The sequence below is a fragment of the Planomonospora sp. ID67723 genome (assembly GCF_015711605.1).
In the GTDB taxonomy this organism is placed as follows: Bacteria; Actinomycetota; Actinomycetes; order Streptosporangiales; family Streptosporangiaceae; genus Planomonospora_A.
On the sequence record NZ_JABTEZ010000003.1, the window covers coordinates 136,330 to 150,870 of the forward strand.

General features: G+C 68.8%; 21 protein-coding genes. 2 read left to right on the forward strand and 19 right to left on the reverse strand.

Going from position 1 to position 14,541, the window contains the following annotated elements; genetic code table 11:
• The first annotated feature begins 339 nt into the window (after nt 1-339).
• Nucleotides 340-822, forward strand: a complete 483-nt coding sequence (locus tag HS041_RS22300; RefSeq protein ID WP_196442756.1) for a hypothetical protein — start codon at nt 340-342, stop codon at nt 820-822.
• A gap of 109 nt (nt 823-931) precedes the next feature.
• Here the strand turns inward: HS041_RS22300 and HS041_RS22305 are convergent, their stop codons facing one another.
• Entirely contained in the window at nt 932-1,183 is a 252-nt protein-coding gene (locus HS041_RS22305; protein ID WP_196442757.1) for a hypothetical protein, read from the reverse strand.
• 35 nt (nt 1,184-1,218) lie between these two features.
• Here HS041_RS22305 and HS041_RS22310 point away from each other — a divergent pair, with 35 nt between their 5' ends.
• A complete protein-coding gene (locus HS041_RS22310) occupies nt 1,219-1,557 on the forward strand; it encodes a winged helix-turn-helix domain-containing protein (RefSeq protein WP_230879555.1) in 339 nt (112 codons plus the stop codon).
• 1 nt (nt 1,558) lies between these two features.
• Here HS041_RS22310 and HS041_RS22315 read toward each other — a convergent pair whose 3' ends face one another.
• The 18 genes from HS041_RS22315 to HS041_RS22400 form a co-directional block, all read right to left on the reverse strand.
• Complete coding sequence (locus tag HS041_RS22315) at nt 1,559-2,338, reverse strand: peptidoglycan recognition protein family protein (RefSeq protein WP_196442758.1); 780 nt, start codon at nt 2,336-2,338, stop codon at nt 1,559-1,561.
• Nucleotides 2,339-2,345: 7 nt separating this feature from the next.
• Nucleotides 2,346-2,585, reverse strand: a complete 240-nt coding sequence (locus HS041_RS22320) for a hypothetical protein (RefSeq protein ID WP_196442759.1) — start codon at nt 2,583-2,585, stop codon at nt 2,346-2,348.
• 85 nt (nt 2,586-2,670) lie between these two features.
• A complete protein-coding gene (locus HS041_RS22325; RefSeq protein ID WP_196442760.1) occupies nt 2,671-3,084 on the reverse strand; it encodes a hypothetical protein in 414 nt (137 codons plus the stop codon).
• Entirely contained in the window at nt 3,085-4,776 is a 1,692-nt protein-coding gene (locus HS041_RS22330) for a hypothetical protein (RefSeq protein ID WP_196442761.1), read from the reverse strand.
• Between the two features lie 141 nt (nt 4,777-4,917).
• Nucleotides 4,918-5,988, reverse strand: coding sequence for a hypothetical protein (locus HS041_RS22335; protein WP_196442762.1), 1,071 nt, complete (start codon nt 5,986-5,988; stop codon nt 4,918-4,920).
• A gap of 10 nt (nt 5,989-5,998) precedes the next feature.
• On the reverse strand, nt 5,999-6,706 hold the full coding sequence (locus HS041_RS22340; RefSeq protein WP_196442763.1) for a hypothetical protein: 708 nt from the start codon (nt 6,704-6,706) through the stop codon (nt 5,999-6,001).
• Nucleotides 6,707-6,709: 3 nt separating this feature from the next.
• Entirely contained in the window at nt 6,710-6,916 is a 207-nt protein-coding gene (locus HS041_RS22345) for a hypothetical protein (protein WP_196442764.1), read from the reverse strand.
• 1 nt (nt 6,917) lies between these two features.
• On the reverse strand, nt 6,918-7,373 hold the full coding sequence (locus tag HS041_RS22350) for a hypothetical protein (RefSeq protein ID WP_196442765.1): 456 nt from the start codon (nt 7,371-7,373) through the stop codon (nt 6,918-6,920).
• A gap of 65 nt (nt 7,374-7,438) precedes the next feature.
• A complete protein-coding gene (locus tag HS041_RS22355; RefSeq protein ID WP_196442766.1) occupies nt 7,439-7,912 on the reverse strand; it encodes a hypothetical protein in 474 nt (157 codons plus the stop codon).
• A gap of 9 nt (nt 7,913-7,921) precedes the next feature.
• On the reverse strand, nt 7,922-8,161 hold the full coding sequence (locus HS041_RS22360) for a hypothetical protein (RefSeq protein ID WP_196442767.1): 240 nt from the start codon (nt 8,159-8,161) through the stop codon (nt 7,922-7,924).
• Nucleotides 8,162-8,164: 3 nt separating this feature from the next.
• Nucleotides 8,165-10,243 carry a phage tail protein gene (locus HS041_RS22365; RefSeq protein ID WP_196442768.1) on the reverse strand — a complete coding sequence of 693 codons (2,079 nt, stop codon included), beginning with the start codon at nt 10,241-10,243 and terminating at the stop codon, nt 8,165-8,167.
• A gap of 152 nt (nt 10,244-10,395) precedes the next feature.
• The gene (locus HS041_RS22370) at nt 10,396-10,920 is read right to left on the reverse strand and encodes a hypothetical protein (protein WP_196442769.1); all 525 of its coding nucleotides are present in this window, start codon (nt 10,918-10,920) and stop codon (nt 10,396-10,398) included.
• A gap of 3 nt (nt 10,921-10,923) precedes the next feature.
• A complete protein-coding gene (locus tag HS041_RS22375; protein WP_196442770.1) occupies nt 10,924-11,382 on the reverse strand; it encodes a phage tail tube protein in 459 nt (152 codons plus the stop codon).
• Entirely contained in the window at nt 11,379-11,792 is a 414-nt protein-coding gene (locus tag HS041_RS22380) for a minor capsid protein (RefSeq protein ID WP_196442771.1), read from the reverse strand. The genes HS041_RS22375 and HS041_RS22380 overlap by 4 nt, the downstream gene beginning before the upstream one ends.
• Nucleotides 11,789-12,136, reverse strand: coding sequence for a minor capsid protein (locus HS041_RS22385; RefSeq protein ID WP_196442772.1), 348 nt, complete (start codon nt 12,134-12,136; stop codon nt 11,789-11,791). Before HS041_RS22385 ends, HS041_RS22380 begins: the two co-directional genes overlap by 4 nt.
• Complete coding sequence (locus tag HS041_RS22390; protein WP_196442773.1) at nt 12,133-12,450, reverse strand: hypothetical protein; 318 nt, start codon at nt 12,448-12,450, stop codon at nt 12,133-12,135. The genes HS041_RS22385 and HS041_RS22390 overlap by 4 nt, the downstream gene beginning before the upstream one ends.
• On the reverse strand, nt 12,450-12,842 hold the full coding sequence (locus HS041_RS22395; RefSeq protein ID WP_196442774.1) for a hypothetical protein: 393 nt from the start codon (nt 12,840-12,842) through the stop codon (nt 12,450-12,452). Before HS041_RS22395 ends, HS041_RS22390 begins: the two co-directional genes overlap by 1 nt.
• Before the next feature lie 9 nt (nt 12,843-12,851).
• Nucleotides 12,852-14,540, reverse strand: a complete 1,689-nt coding sequence (locus tag HS041_RS22400; protein WP_196442775.1) for a hypothetical protein — start codon at nt 14,538-14,540, stop codon at nt 12,852-12,854.
• Between the last annotated feature and the right edge of the window lies 1 nt (nt 14,541).

Below are 14,541 nucleotides of genomic sequence, written 5' to 3' on the forward strand. Positions count from 1 at the left end.
GCACCCGACGCGGACGTGCCGCCGCTGTGGAGGGTCCGGGAAGCGCCGGTCGGCGTGGAACGGGCAGGCGTACGGGGCGTGTGGCCGGTGCGGCGGGAAGGGCGAGACGAAGCGGTAAGCCTCTGGGCACGCGAGAAAGGGCCCTCGACCACCTTCCATCAGGTGATCGAGGGCCCTTTCTCATCGCGGAAACCACCCCCACGGCTACGCGCGGCATTCCGCACGATACGTCACGGGGTGATGGCATGGCTACAATCCGGAGTCGGATCGGAGGAAATGCCCGCGAGATGGATCGCTCCGCGTGTATGTGTGAGCTTCCCCCTCATAGTCACGGAGGACATGATGTCTACCCGCTCCACCGCCCGGGCGAACGCGGTCATCGCCTCAGCCATCCTGGCCACCATCCTCACCGGGTGCGGCGGCAGCTCGACCGACCTCGATGCCGCCGCCGTCGTCGAACAGCTCGCTGCCCAGGGCCTACCGATCACGCACACGGTGACCTACACCGACGCCACCGACCCGAACAAGCTGCTTGGCCGGCCCGGCGGCTACACGTCGAAAGCCGCGTTCGATGATCAGCGCGTCGCCAAGGCGGCTGGGACGACGGAGGGCGACGTTGGTCGGGGCGGCAGCGTCGAGGTGTTCGCGGACGCGGGCGAGGCAGAGGAGCGCGCCGAGTACATCAGCGGGATCGCCAAGAGCTCCCCGCTGTTCGCCGAATACGACTACGTGAAAGGCAACGTGGTTGTGCGCGTGTCGAAGGAGCTGCCGCCGGCGGACGCGGCCGCGTTCGAGGCGGCACTCGACAAGATCGTGGAATGACGAAGAAGCCCCCGCCCTCTCCCATCAGGGAGGAGCGGGGGCTTCTTACGTCCCAAGGCTACGGTCCGCAGGCCGCACCTTCACGGTACGCCCGGGGGCGGCCGTAGGTCTACCAGGTCTGGTCCTGGCCGCCCGCATGCCGGCCGGACACGTCCGAAGTGCGCAGCCACGACGGCAGGAGCCGCTGGACGACGTCGAGCGCCATCACCCGGGCGAACCCACCCGCGACCGCGAGCGCACCCGCGACCGCGGGCAGCGCCTCGGAGATGCCGGCCGCCTCGACGATGAACGGCAGGGCGACGGCCAGGCCGACGGCGCTCTGCAGGATGGTGCGGATGGACCGCTTGGTGGCGTCGTTCATGATCCCTCTTTTCGGTGGAGGATAGGGACAGACAGATGGGAGCGCACGTGGTGGAGAAGACCGGTCAGCCGGCCTACCGGCAGATCGTCGACGAGCTCAGCCGGGAGATCCGGGACGGCCGGTTGCCGCCGGGCGCGGCGCTGCCGTCGATCGCCCAGTTGTGTGAGCGGTTCGACGTCTCCGCGAGCGTGGTGAAGTCCGCGATCAGCGTCTTGCGGACGCAGGGCGTGGTGGTTGGGCAGCAGGGGAAGGGCGTGTTCGTGCGGGAGGCTCCGGCCGCGCCCGCGGGCGACGTGCTCGCCGAGCTGGCGGAGATGCGGCAGATGCTGGCCGAGCTCGCCGAGCGGGTCGCCGCGCTCGAGGAGAAGGGCTGAGCTACCGCCAGGCGGCGGCCCACGTGCGGGGCCCGACGATGCCGTCGACGACAAGGCCGACGGTGCGCTGGAAGACGCGGATCGTGGCCGCGGTCATGGGTCCGTAGACGCCGTCGACGTCGATCGTGTAGCCGAGAGCCTTCAGGCGACGCTGGAGCGCTTCGACGTCCTCGCCGCGGGCGAGCGGCTTGCCGGGACTGTAGGCGAGTAGGCGGCCCGGAAACCTGGGAGCCGTGGGCTTGGTGGGGTTGGACGGCTTGGAGGGCGCAGAGGGGCTCTGGGCGCCGACCGGCATGCCCATCTGCAGCCACCGGTACAGGACCGGCCCGGGGCAGGTCGTGTTGTAGCCGTCGCGGTGGCCGAGGACTTCCCGGCCGGCTCCGTGCCGCCTCAGGTAGTTGATGGCGTCGTGGAGGCCGTTGAGCATCCCGGCGGTGGGCTGGACGAGGCCGCGGTCGCCGAGGAGGGCGCAGACGGCGTAGTGGCCCTGGTTGAGCCCGCTGCCGTTGGCTGCGGAGAGGACGCCGGGGCCGCGGCCGAGGAACACTCGGCGGTGGGGGCAGACGAGCAGGTTGTAGGCGACGTCCGACCAGCCGTTGCCGTCGATGTGGTGTGCCTGGATGGAGCGGACGAGGGCGGTGCACCGGCCGCAGTCCTGCAGGAGCGCCGGGTTCACGTACGACCCGACGAAATGGATCTTCGTGCCGCGCGCGGACGGGAGCGGAGTCAGCCGGTTCCGCGGGGAACGGGCCTTCCACTCGGACCGGGAAACAAGATCCATGGCCGCCTCATTTCAAGGTGAGGGAGAGGATGGCGACGATCAGGGAGGCCAACCCGAACAGGGCGGCCAAGCTCGGGAGCGGCCAGCGGCCCCGCTCGAGGGCGCGGATCCGCGACTCGTGGTCCCCCAGATCTTTGATCACCTCGGCGTGCGCCGCGATGATCGTGTCGACCTTCCGGTCCGTCGACACGAGCTGGTCGTAGATCTCGCGTGCTCCGATCTGGATGGGGCCGAGCGGGTCCGACATGGCGCTCCCAGGGGGGATGGAGAGGGGTAGGGGTGCCGGCCTGCTCCCCCTGCAGGCGGGCACCCCTGGTCTGGGACAGCGGTCCTTATACCGGGAACATGAGCGGCGCGGACACCAGCGCATCACGCAGCGCGATGTACTTCGTGCGCAGGTGGGTGATATCGGTCCGCAGCGCTTCGGAGTGCGCGCTGCTGTACGCGCCGGGTGCACCGCCCGCGCTGATCGGGTTCGGATCCGACACGAACGACGCTTTCGGCACGGTCGGCGGGATCCCCGAGTAGGTGGTGCCACCGGAGGACCGCCACTTGAACACGCCGCCCTCAGAGAACAGGTAGGCGCCGCCGGACGGCGTCGATGGTGTGCCATCAGGGATGAAGAGTGGCCCGGACGTCTGCGTGACCGGGGTACCTTTCACCTGCCCGACCAGGGTCTCCAGGCGCTCAATGCGGCGCTGCAGCTCCCGGATAATGCGGGACTCCTCGGCGGGGAACTGGTCCATTCACGCCTCCGTCGACGATTCGAGGATGAGGGTTGCTTCCTCTTTGCCGGTCTCCTTGGCCTCGGGTTTGATGCCGAGGCCGATGATCCGCTCGGAGATGTCGTAGGAGGCAGCACCACTCACGCGCGGGTGCCACTCGTTCGTCATGATCAGACGGGCCTGATCGCCGAGCAGATTCGGGTGGATCGTCGGCCGGGAGCCGAGCGCCACGGTGACCGAGCGGACCCAGGCGGCGCCGGCAGAGGTGGCCAGCCACCGGGCCGCATACGCCTCCAACGTGGTCGGATCCGTGCTGGAGCCGGGGTGGTCGAGGATGCGGTCCATGCGCGCCCACCCGGCCGCCAGATGCGCCGTCGACTCGGTCCAGGCGGTGGTGACTGGCCCGGAGTCCTGGGTGACATCGGACGCGGGCGGGGTGCCGCCACGCACGCGGACCCGGGTGCCGCCGCCGCGTAGGACGTCGATCTCCTCGCCCCATTCGATGATGTCGCCGCCGTGCTCGCCCTCCTGGAAGACGTGCTCACCGCCCCAGGAGAGGGTCGGGTATCCCCACACCCAGCGACGCTCGATGCCGGAGTCGGTCTGCGTCGGGTTGATCATGTACTCAAACCCGCCGCTGACCTTGGCAAAGTTGGCCAGGACCTGGCCATAGAACTCGTCTTCCTTGCCGGCCAGAGTCCGCACCGCGCCGGACGACCCGGTCTGTAGAGCGAGGCCGATGTTGGCGTCCGGGTCGGTCTGCATGTGGGAGATCAGGTCGCGGGCGTTGACGATCTGGTCGTCTTCCAAGGTGAGGTCTTCGGAGAGGGCGACCTGCATGAGGTAGGCGTCCAGCGTGGACGCGCGCAACGCAACCGATGGTTTCTGGCCGCGAGCCCTCGCCGGGCGGGCCGCGGTCAGCCAATAGATCCCCCACAGGTCGCCGTCACGCAGCACGTGAATGACGAACTTCCCCGGGCCTTTCGACAGGTCGGACGGGGTGCGGGGGATGATGTGGGAGACGACCTCGGCGACGGCCGCGTTCGGAATCGGCAGGGTCGCGGTGAACTGGCCGGCCTCGCCGATCCGCTTATCGAAGGAGACGCCGGTGGGGTAGATGTCGTCGACGTACGCGCCGGTCAGTAGGTCATGGATGGTGTACCGGTAGAGCGCTGAACCGCGCGCGGGTACGAACGCAGGGAACGTCGGCGGCGTCGGTGGAGGCCCTCCGGAGCCGGATCCGCCCGACGACGGCACGATGATGGTGAGGGCGTGGGAGACGTACAGGCTCGTCGACGGGGTGAGCGTCGTCGCACCGACCGGGTTGGATGAGGCCAGGGAGCGGGTGGCCAGTACCGAGCTCGTCCATATCGACGACTGGACGTCGGAGCGTTCGATGTAGCCGGTCGGCGCCTGCCAGGAGATCGACCCGCCAGCGAACGTCAGACCGGCCGCATACCGCAGTTCCAGGCCGGATGCCGACGACGGGGTCGCGGTCGGTGCGGTGGTGCCGGTCGCGGGCTCGACGATGATGCCGGTCGTACTGCCGCCCCGGATGGCGGCGATGGTGACCGTGCCGTCCGCAGTCGAGCGCTGCGTCACCGAGTACAGCTCTGGCTCCGAGCTGGTGGCGGTCCGTACCCAGACCTCGGTGCCAGCCCAGGATCCGCCGGAGATGGACTTCAGTGGCTCCCAGTCGCCGGAGATGGACATCTCACCGAGGGTGCCGCCGTCCACGGAATGGATGGCGAGGAGGATGTCTCCGGCCTGGGCGGTGCCGCGGGAGACGGTGCCGGACCCGTGGACGGGGGTGGCCTGCACGGAGCGGATGATCGCGGCCACGGGCCACCCCTCTCAGGTGCGGGCGTCTCGCCACAGGAAGTCGGCGCCGTTGTCGCCGCCGGAGTCGGCCTCGAACAGGATCGCGTTGGTGCCAGCGGCGAGCACGAAGTCCACGACCGGGACGGATCCGGCGAGGTCGTCCATGACGGAGGTGTCGCCGATGCGGGCGGTGGCGTTGACCGGGTCGATTTCCAGGGTCTCGCCGACCAGGACGGATCGGCCGAACGAGATCACCCGGTTCAGGGTGGTGTTGGTGAGGGTTGGGGTTTCGACGGGGCCTTCGATGCGGATCAGCGGATGCGTGCTCGTGTTGCCGGCGTTCAGGAGTTCGGTCGGGACATCGCGGGCGACAGTGACGCCGTTGCGGGTCAGCCCGTACCGGCGCGGATCGGAGGCGACCCATTGCAGGACCGCGCCCTGGGCGAGGCCGAGTCGGTACCGCTTGTCGATCGGGCCCGGGGTGCGCTGCCGGATCTGGGCGTACACCAGGTAGGGGGTGCTCAGCTCCCGGACGACCAACGGAAGCTCTTCTTCGGACTCGGGGATGCCGGTGACGTCTTCGAGGTCTTCGATGGTCTGCTCGAACTCGTCCCGGGAGTCCTTGATGAGCATGGAGAAGTTGATGATGCGTTCCTGGCCGTACGGACGGCCCGGGTAGGAGCCGTGCCCGGTCGGCCGGGACACATTCCCAGAGGTGATGCCAGGCAGGTCTTTCCAGCCGGTCAGCTCCCGCCACCGGTACGGCGTGCCGGAGCCGAGGAGGAAGCCGTTCCATTCGATCTGGCCCGGGCCGGTGATGTTGGCTCCGGGCAGGATCGGCGTCGTGACCGTCAGCGGCGGGAACTCCGCTTCGATCTCGAACGCAGGCAGGCTCACGGTCTGCCCGTAGGAGAACGACAGGGCCGGGAACTCAGCCTCGATCTCGAACGCCGGCAGGCTGACCCACGCGTCCGGCGTCGTGACCGTCAGCGGCGGGAACTCCGCTTCGATCTCGAACGCCGGCAGGCCGACGGATTGGTTCAGGTGGGGGGCGGGGCGGCCGAGGAATGGCCGGGTGGGGTGTCCGCGTCCGTGGCGGGCCACGGCTCACCTCCTACCAGGATGTTGAGCGATGGACAGCGGAGAGGGACTGCACGACACGGATCGGTCCTCGCTCAGGGGCGGGCAGGATCTCCAGCGCCGCCCACCACCAACTGATGCCACCCGTGCCAGCCGCGTCCAAGTTGAAGGTGACGCTGGAGCCAGCCGCCGGGGTGCTGCTCGCTTTGCGAACAGCCATGCCGGAGTAGTTGAAAAACCCCCCGAGGGTCAGCAGCCACGCGAACTCATCATCAGTCGATGACGGGGTGCCGGGGCCGGTCGCCTCGATGGCGCTGCACCAACCCCGGGACCCTGCCGCCGACGAGGTGTAGCCGGTGACGGTCGCGTTGTTCGTGGCGGTGTTGCCGCTGCCGCTCTGCCCGATCGGCGAGGTAGCGTGCGCGCCGGTCACGACATCCACTTTGAGCGCGCCGAGCTGGCCGAACCCCTCAGCCGAGGTGAGGGCAACGGAGGCAGTGATGCCGCTGCCTCCGGACGGGCATGGCGCGGTCCAGATCTCCGCATACCCGCCGCCGCTGTCGCTCTGCTGAATCCGTCGCGTCCAGGTCAGCCCGCCGCCGGAGACGACCGGTACGGTGCCGGAGACCGCCCCCACCGCGGCAACCAGCAGACTGGAGGCGGGCGGGGAGAACGCCGCGGTGGTGACGGTCGTCGTTGTTCCGGTGGCCAGCGCCGGTGACGTCCCGATCTCGATGGCCACGGATCACCGGCCGTCAGGGATCGGCGCGCTCCAGGTGGTCCGGCCCCGGGCGTCGACGATCCGCACCGGGGCCGTGCTGTAGTCGTCGGCCGCCTCGCACAGGGCGAGATCGTGCTCAGCCTGCGCGCGCGCGGCTGCGGTGTTCTCGTAGTGGGCGGAGCGTTCGGTGTGCTCGGCGGAGTCGGCCCATCGCCAGTACAGGGTCACCATGTCAGCCCTCCTCGATCTCCATGTAGCCCTGCACGTTGACGCCGGCCGGGGCGGTGCAGCGGACAACGAGCGCGTCGGCGGTGACGACCTGCATCGGCTCCCGACCCAACGGGAACTGGATCAGCAAGCCAGACTGCGGGTGGACGAGCCAGCGCTTGAGCACCGTCAACACGGTCGGCTCGGCGGTGAAATTCCTTTTCGCCGTGCCCTGAATGGTGCGGGTCGGCCCGGACACCTGCGCAGGCGTGTGCGAGGTCGCCGTACCTGCACCGGCCTCCGTTGAGGAGCACAGCTCCACGGTGACCGGCTCGGCGTTCGCGGTGGTCCCATCGAACGACACCGACAGTTCGACGAGCTTGAGGATGCTGTTTGCGGCGTTGATCGCCGACATGATTGTTTTGGCGGTCGCCGCGGTGAGCGCGACATCGCCGTTGGTTTCCACGGTGTAGGTAGCCACTCCAGGCCCCTCCTTACATGCGAAAACCCCGCACTATGGCGGGGTCGTGACGTCGTTAGGGCTGGTCAGGCGGCTGCGCGGAGGCGTTCGCGGTACGCGCCGTCGGCGTGGAAGCCGACCTCGAAGTTGCCGTCGCTGGTGGGGTATGCCTGGCCGAAGTGTCTGTACATCAGGGCCCGATCCGACAGGCCGGGGATGTAGATGAGCAGCCCTTCGGCGGTGATCGTCGTCCCGGTCCACAGGATGTCGTTGAGCACCCAGCCGACCTTGTTGGCGGAGCCGACGAGCACCGCGAAGCTGGAGACGGTGAGGTCCTCGCCGCCGGCCGTATACCCAGGCCCGGACGCCTCGTTGGAGGCGAACACACCGGAACCGTAGGCGGGGTTGACGGCGTCGAAGTCGATCGTCCCGGCCGACACGCTGCCCGTGAACAGGGCGCCGACGTAAGTGCCAGGTGTGGTGTCGCCGAGGTCGAACGAGATGGTCCCGCGCATCTTCTTGATCCAGGTGTCGGAGAACACCCCGTCCTGCAGTGCCACGAGATCCTCCTATCTGAGGTTGATGCGGACGTGCTTGCGCTCTTTGCCGGTCTCGGTGGTCTCGTGGGTGACGACGTTCCCGAGCTGGTCCTGAACGGCCTTGCGGCGGCGGGTGTCGACGAGCACCTGGTCTTTGGTGGCCCAGGTCTGGCCGCTCGCGATGACCTCGGCGGTACGGCCTTCGCCGAGCGGTGCCCCGCCGCGCGCCCACTCGCCGAACGTCTGCCCGGACTCGGGATCCCATGCCATCGGTTACGCCCTTCCCATAACGAGGAACGCGGCCTCGCTGCCCATTTTGTGAATGTCGGCTTCTTCGCGGATCACCGTGTCGTGCATGTTCACCGTCACCCCGGAGCCGTATGTCCCCTGGGCGCCGCCGGCGGTGTGCTCGGATGCGAACCCGCCGCTCCCGGCGTCACCGGGGATCGTGTTGATCTGCATCTTCTTGCCGGGCATGCCGTTCAGGCCGCCGCCGATCGTGCCGGTCGCAGCCTGAGCCGCCGAGATCGCTTTGCCGACGACACCCTTCACGGCGTCCACCGCGGCGCCCTCGCTGGCCAGGACACCGCCGATGAAGCCTTGGATCGTCTGCTCTCCGATGGTGGTGAACACCTTCGACGGCGACGCGATGCCGAGCAGGTTCTTGGCGCCCTGGACGGCGTCATTGACGACGCCCTTTGCGGCCTCGACGGCCTGAGACGCCATGTTCTTGATGCCGTTGACCAGACCCGCGATCAGGTCCCGGCCCGCCTGGACGAGCAGGCTGCCAAGGTTCCCGAGCCCGGACTTGATCTTGCCGGGGAGCTCCGTCATGAACTTGACGACCGCGGTGACGCCGTCGGAAACGGCGGTCTTCAGCCCCTCCCACGCCTTCGATACCAGGGTCTTGATGCCTTCCCATGTGGAGGACGCGGCGGACTTGATGCCCTCCCACGCGGACGAGAGCAGGGACTTGATGCCCTCCCAGGCCGCGGAAGCGCCTTCCCGGATTAGCTCCCAGCATTTCTGAAGGATTGCGACCAGGGCCGTACCGAGCCCCTCGACGAGGCCCTTGATGGCGGTCCAAATTCCTTCGCCGATTTGCTTGATGCCTTCCCAGGCGCGTTCCCAGTCGCCGGAGAAGATCCCGGCGAAGGTCTCGAAGATGCCGCCGATGGCCTGCGTGAGACCTTCCCAGAGGCCGACGATCGCGGTGATGATCCCGCCGAGGGTGTCAAGAATCGTCGTGCCGAATTCGGCCCAGAATGCTTTGGCCATCTCGACGAAAGATGAGACCGCATCGAGCAGGTGACCGAACCCAGTCTGGAACCCTTCAACCCAGCCCTGAATTGTGGTCTTGTTCTCTTCAATCCACGTCCGGATGGAGCTGAAGACGTCGGAGAAGAAGCCCTTGACCTGGCCGATGATCTCGCCAGCCTTCGCACCCCACGTACCGAGCGTGGAGTTTTCAGAGAAAGCGGCTTTGAAAGCGTTGAAGCGCTCAAGTCCCCAGTCAACGAAGTCGATGAATCCGGTGATCGCGCCGCCGAGCACGTCGAGAAAAAAGGACGCGATCGGCATGCCTTTTTCGACAATGCCGGGCAATTTCTCGATTAGCTTGTCAATGACGTCGATGGCAACGTCGAAGGTTTTCTCAACGAGGGGCCCGATTTTGGTGAAGACCTCGCCGAGCATTTTCGCGAACGGCCGGATTTTCTCCTGCAGCCTGCCGAGTCCTTCGAGGATCGGCCCCTGCAGCGGCTTCGCTGCCTCCCTGAAGGCGGCGAGTGCTTCCTTGCCGACCTCCGCGAATTCCTTCTTGACCTCCTTGGAGGCGGCCAGAGTCGCGCCCAGCGCGGCCACGCCGATCGTCAGCAGACCGCCCAGGCCAGCCGCGAGGCCGATCACGCCGAGGGACGCGAGCGCCGCAGCGGCGCCGATCAGGCCGACCGTGGTAGCGGTGGTGCGGGCCGCGGTCGTGACGGTGCCGAGGACGCCGATCGCGGACCGCATCGCCCTGCCGAGCCGGAAGGAGCCCTCCTCGGCGCCGTCTCCGATGCCGTCGCCGATCGCCTGACCGGCCTCCCGGGCCTCGTCCTCGACCTCGGCGAGAGTCTCCTCGACGCCGTCGACCAGAGTCGCCAACAGCGTCAACGCCTCGTCCGGGTCCAGGCCCTCACCGATCGCCTCCGCCACGGACGCGAAGGCCCGGGTGACGGTGTTCTCGATGGAGCTAGTCGCGCTGCTGGTGGTGGATTCCAGGCGCCGCATGTCCCGGTCAGCCGCGACCAGCGCGGCGCCGAATCCCTGGTCGTCGATGTCGATGTAGCCGACCAGCTCGCCGACGGTCATGGACACGAGAGGTCACCGCCTCTCGCGTCACAAGGTGTTGATGTAGGAGCGGGCCGCCTCGCCGGAGAGTTCGACCGGCTCGGACGCGGTGATCCGGTGGTACAGGGACTCCGGGGAGAGGCCGGCCAGGAGGACGCCGAACTGGCGGTGCGTCAGGCCCGCGATCCCCGGCGGCGTGAGCTGGTATTCGCGCCGGAAGTCCGCTTCGATCGCCCACCAGAGCCGCCGGATCCGCCGCTCGCCCGGGTCGACTTCGGTGCTTTTCCCTCCGACTGCTTCTTCACCAGGTCGTAGGCAGCCCGGAACGACAGGTCCCGGCCGCGGCCCTGGGCGAGCCCCCAGGCGACGACGACCCGGAACTCCAGGGCCGTCATCCCGGCGTCCACCCAGGCGTCGAGCACATCGGCACCGAACAGTTCGGTGATCAGCGCCTTGACGTCGCCGTCGGTGGACGAGTCCCGTACCTGTTCCAGGCGCCGGTCGAACCGCATCGGCAGATCATGCGGGACGACGACCTCGACTCCGCGGATGACCTCGATCGCCGCTTCGCCGCGGGCATCGGCCTCTTCGCGCTGGATCTCGGCCCAGAACGCGTCCCAGGACTCGTGCTGGTCCTGCTGCTCGGCTTCGGTCTCGTCGAGGTCGTCGTGCTCGGGGGAGGGTGCGCTGTTGGTCATGGGCTAGCTCACCGCCGCCGTGGTGGTCGGACCACTCTTCGTGAACGTCGCCGCCCACGCACTCTTGTCGTTGTGGCCGCCACCCGACTCGCCGAGCGTCACGGTGCAACGCCAGATCTTCCACGTGGTGTCCATGACGTGCCGGAAACGGATCGTCGCCAGGGAGTCGGCGCCGACCTTGGACTCACCGGCCATCTCTTCGACGCGGGCCCGGCCCGGCTGCAGCGCCCCGGTCAGGTGGTCCTTCTTCTCGTGGCCCTCGATCTCCATGGTGGCGCCACGCTGCATGACCTCGTGCTCATGCACGCCCTCGGAGTCGTAGTCCGTGGTGTCCGCCACCTCTTCGTTCTCACCCTTGTTGGGCTTGACGGCTGCGAGGTTCTCGATGGTGAGGTAGGTGGTGTCGTCATCGTCGAGGATTTCGACGATCATGTCGCGGGCGTTGATTTTCCGCTGCGTCACGTGCTGCTCCTGTTCGTGGATGTCCGGCTGACCTCGCAGCGGACGTTGATCACAAATTCGGGGCGGCCGGAGGAGTCCTGGCCGATGAAAACGGGCCCGGACTGGATACCGACTGCGAGCTGCAGCCACGTGCCGCTGGCCAAGGTGCGGGAGCCGAGCCCATGCAGCGCGTCGTAGACCCGTTCGGCGAGGACCTCGGCGGTGCGGACGTCGGCGGCCGGGCCCCGGACCCGCACCTGGATGCGGGGCTCGTCGTAGTCGTCGCTGAGCGAGGACTCCGAGCCGCCGTACCGGGCCAGGACGATGCACGTGTCCGGGCTGGGGGGCATCCGGGTGAGGAAGATCGAGCCCGGGAAGCTGCCGAGGCCGAGGTCTTCGGTGAGTTGCGCGAGCTCTTCGAGGAGCGTCATCGCAGGCTCCGGCGGATCTGGGCGGCGATGATCTCGCCCATCGTCCCGGCCTCGTCTGCCATCGGCGTTTCCAGGTACTTCGCCGTCCGTCCGGCGTCATGCCGCCAGGTGAGTTCCTCGTGTTGCCGCACGGCGTAGACCGTGTCGTAGCTCACCGCAGCGCGGAGACTGCCCTCGTCCACGCTCGCGACGCCGGACCGCTCCAGGGTGCCCTCCTCGATCGGGACGATCGCCCGGGAGGTCTGGAGCAGGTGCTCAGCGGCCAGCTTGAGACCCTGGAGGGCGCCGGCGCGCTGGGCGGCCCGCACCTTGGCGGTGTTGAGCTTGAGGCGGGCTCGGGTCACTGGAGGTTCACCTCCAGATGGTCGGGTGTGGGGAGGCCGCCGCCGTCCCGTCGGAGCGAGGTGAGCACGGTGCTCTCCCGGCCGGTCGGCAGAGTGACGCGGGAACCGACCGGGCACGTGGTGGCCAGCGGCATGAACACGGTGGTCTCGGAGACGACCTGGGCGCCGGTCTTGTCGCGGACGAGGCGGCGCTTGTCGTCGATGAAGCAGCGCACCTCGGCGGCCGGGCCGTACTCGGGCCCGTACGGGCCCTCCCCGGTGAGCGGCTCGACGGTCACCGTGTGCCGGAGCAGGTAGGCGGGCAGGTCGGCCATCAGTACGTCCAAGGGGAGTGGCCGAGGAGCTCGGCCTGGTGCAGGATCATGGCGGCCTGTGGCGCGAGGCGGGTGGCGGCAGAGCCCCCACCTGCCCCGGCCGTGGAGCGTCCGCCGAGCCGTACGGAGCCGATCGCGACGTCCCCCCACTCGGCCAGCGCACCGGTGCCGTCCTCGCCCACGGCGATCCACTGTGTGACCTGCTCGCAGACGGCAGCTCGGAGCGCGGCGATGACGGTGGCGTCGGTCGCTGCGCCGTCGTCGTCGACGTCGTAGACGCTCGTGAGGAGCGCTTGGTCGATGAGCCGGGTGGCCCGGTCGAGGAGCACAGTCGCGTTGGAGGGGATGCTGGTGACGTAGGGGGCGAGGTCGTCCACGGTGGCGTACGCCATGATCCCCTCCTAGGAGACGGCCAGCATGTAGATGGACAGCGCCTTGCTGGCCGAGGTGTAGGTCACCGTGGCCGGGAGGCTGGTCTGGCTACCCAGGAACACGCTCTTGAGGGCGCCCGCCCGGTTGAGGATGTCCACGGACCCTGCGCTGGCCGTCCACCGGTATCCGGGCTGCACGCTGCAGGTGGGGACGAGGGCGGCGAGCCACACGTACCGGCCGGCGGACTGGGCGGCTACGGGTGTCCCGTAGGCGGCGCTGTTCCAGCCGGCCGCGGTCACCAGGCCCGGAGTGTCTGCCGTCTCGGCGATCTTGTTGCCTGCGTCGTCGTAGACGCCCAAGAGGCTCTGGCCTGCCGTCGGGCTGGTGGCCGCTGAGCCGATGGCCACCCACGCGGTGGTGAGTGCCTGCCCGGGCGGGACGTACACCCGCTGAAGAAGGAGCGTGCCGCCGCCCAGGGTGCCGCCCGCGGTCGCCTCATGCGGCATACAGCTGGCGGCGATGAACCCGTAGATGCCGATCGGGTGACCGGGCGCGGGCGGGGTGGCCCACTTCAGGCCGGTCGCTTCGGCGCTGTCGGCCTGGAGGATCTGGCCGTTGGTGCCGACCGCGAGCCGGGTCACCGTGTCCGCCGCGCTGGCGACGAGGATGTCGCCCTTCGCGTCGACGAGCGCCTTGGCGAGCAGGGACCCGGCCAAGGTGTCCGCGTAGGCGCGATCCCCGTGCGGGTCCGTCGCGGCCGCGTGCGTGGAGACCTTCGCGGTCGCCCCGCTGGTCGTCTCCAGGGCCGAGGTGTCCACGATCCCATGGACGGATGTGGTGTCCGCGGCGTGCGTAGCGATCGCGCTGTCGGCGTAGGCCCGGTCACCGTGTGGGTCGCTGGCTGCCGCGTGCGTGCTCACCTTGGAGGCCGCCCCCGTGGTGGTCTCCAGGATCGAGGTGTCGGCGATGCCGTGCACATCGGTGGTGTCGGCAGCATGCGAGGCGAGAGCAGCCGTCGCGGCGGCCCGATCCCCGTGAGGATCAGACGCCCCCGCGTGCGTGCTCACCTTGGCTGTGGCGCCTGCCGTGGTCTCCAGAAGGCTCGTGTCAGCGATGCCGTGGACGTTCGTCGTGTCGGCCTCGTGCGCGGTGACTGCGGAGGCTGCGGTCCCGGCGGGGTCGTAGACGCCCGTGTGGGTGTGGCCGGAGGTCGCGGCGCCGACGTCCGCCGCGGTGAGCACGACGACGCCAGTCTCACCGTTGACCGAGGACACCCCGGACGCGGTGGCCGGGAGCTGCGAGGACGGGACGAGGCCGTCGGCGTCCAGCGACGCGTACCCGTCCGGCTGCCCGCGCTCGTCGAGCTGCTGGTAGCGGTCGTCGGCGTCCGCCTGCGACAGGCCGACCTCTGCCCGCTCCGTCGGCACTTCGGCGATGACGTCGGCGAGAGGGTGGGTGCCGGTCGCGGGGACGGTGATGGTGTGACGGCGCGTCCCCTCCTCGATGAGGTAGTACGCGCCCGTGGAGTAGGCGAGCGCGGACACCGGAGTCAGGGTGAGGGACCATTCCCCGTTCTCATCGGTGGTGGTGGACGCAGCCTGGATGATCTCTCCACCGGCGGTCAGGAGACCGCTCGCGGCGATGAGCCGGGCCGTGACGGTGACGTCCGGCACGGGGGTGCCTGATGCGTCGACCAGCGTGTTGGTGATCGTCGTCACC

What these genes read in the sequence shown, in the direction of transcription:
- HS041_RS22390 (WP_196442773.1), bottom strand. Translation starts at nt 12,450, where the DNA reads ATGGCCGACCTGCCCGCCTACCTGCTCCGGCACACGGTGACCGTCGAG.
- HS041_RS22300 (WP_196442756.1), top strand. Translation starts at nt 340, where the DNA reads ATGATGTCTACCCGCTCCACCGCCCGGGCGAACGCGGTCATCGCCTCA.
- HS041_RS22395 (WP_196442774.1), bottom strand. Translation starts at nt 12,842, where the DNA reads ATGGCGTACGCCACCGTGGACGACCTCGCCCCCTACGTCACCAGCATC.
- HS041_RS22380 (WP_196442771.1), bottom strand. Translation starts at nt 11,792, where the DNA reads ATGACGCTCCTCGAAGAGCTCGCGCAACTCACCGAAGACCTCGGCCTC.
- HS041_RS22360 (WP_196442767.1), bottom strand. Translation starts at nt 8,161, where the DNA reads ATGGCATGGGATCCCGAGTCCGGGCAGACGTTCGGCGAGTGGGCGCGC.
- HS041_RS22370 (WP_196442769.1), bottom strand. Translation starts at nt 10,920, where the DNA reads ATGACCAACAGCGCACCCTCCCCCGAGCACGACGACCTCGACGAGACC.
- HS041_RS22310 (WP_230879555.1), top strand. Translation starts at nt 1,219, where the DNA reads ATGGGAGCGCACGTGGTGGAGAAGACCGGTCAGCCGGCCTACCGGCAG.
- HS041_RS22320 (WP_196442759.1), bottom strand. Translation starts at nt 2,585, where the DNA reads ATGTCGGACCCGCTCGGCCCCATCCAGATCGGAGCACGCGAGATCTAC.
- HS041_RS22330 (WP_196442761.1), bottom strand. Translation starts at nt 4,776, where the DNA reads ATGTCCATCTCCGGCGACTGGGAGCCACTGAAGTCCATCTCCGGCGGA.
- HS041_RS22305 (WP_196442757.1), bottom strand. Translation starts at nt 1,183, where the DNA reads ATGAACGACGCCACCAAGCGGTCCATCCGCACCATCCTGCAGAGCGCC.
- HS041_RS22345 (WP_196442764.1), bottom strand. Translation starts at nt 6,916, where the DNA reads ATGGTGACCCTGTACTGGCGATGGGCCGACTCCGCCGAGCACACCGAA.
- HS041_RS22325 (WP_196442760.1), bottom strand. Translation starts at nt 3,084, where the DNA reads ATGGACCAGTTCCCCGCCGAGGAGTCCCGCATTATCCGGGAGCTGCAG.
- HS041_RS22315 (WP_196442758.1), bottom strand. Translation starts at nt 2,338, where the DNA reads ATGGATCTTGTTTCCCGGTCCGAGTGGAAGGCCCGTTCCCCGCGGAAC.
- HS041_RS22365 (WP_196442768.1), bottom strand. Translation starts at nt 10,243, where the DNA reads ATGACCGTCGGCGAGCTGGTCGGCTACATCGACATCGACGACCAGGGA.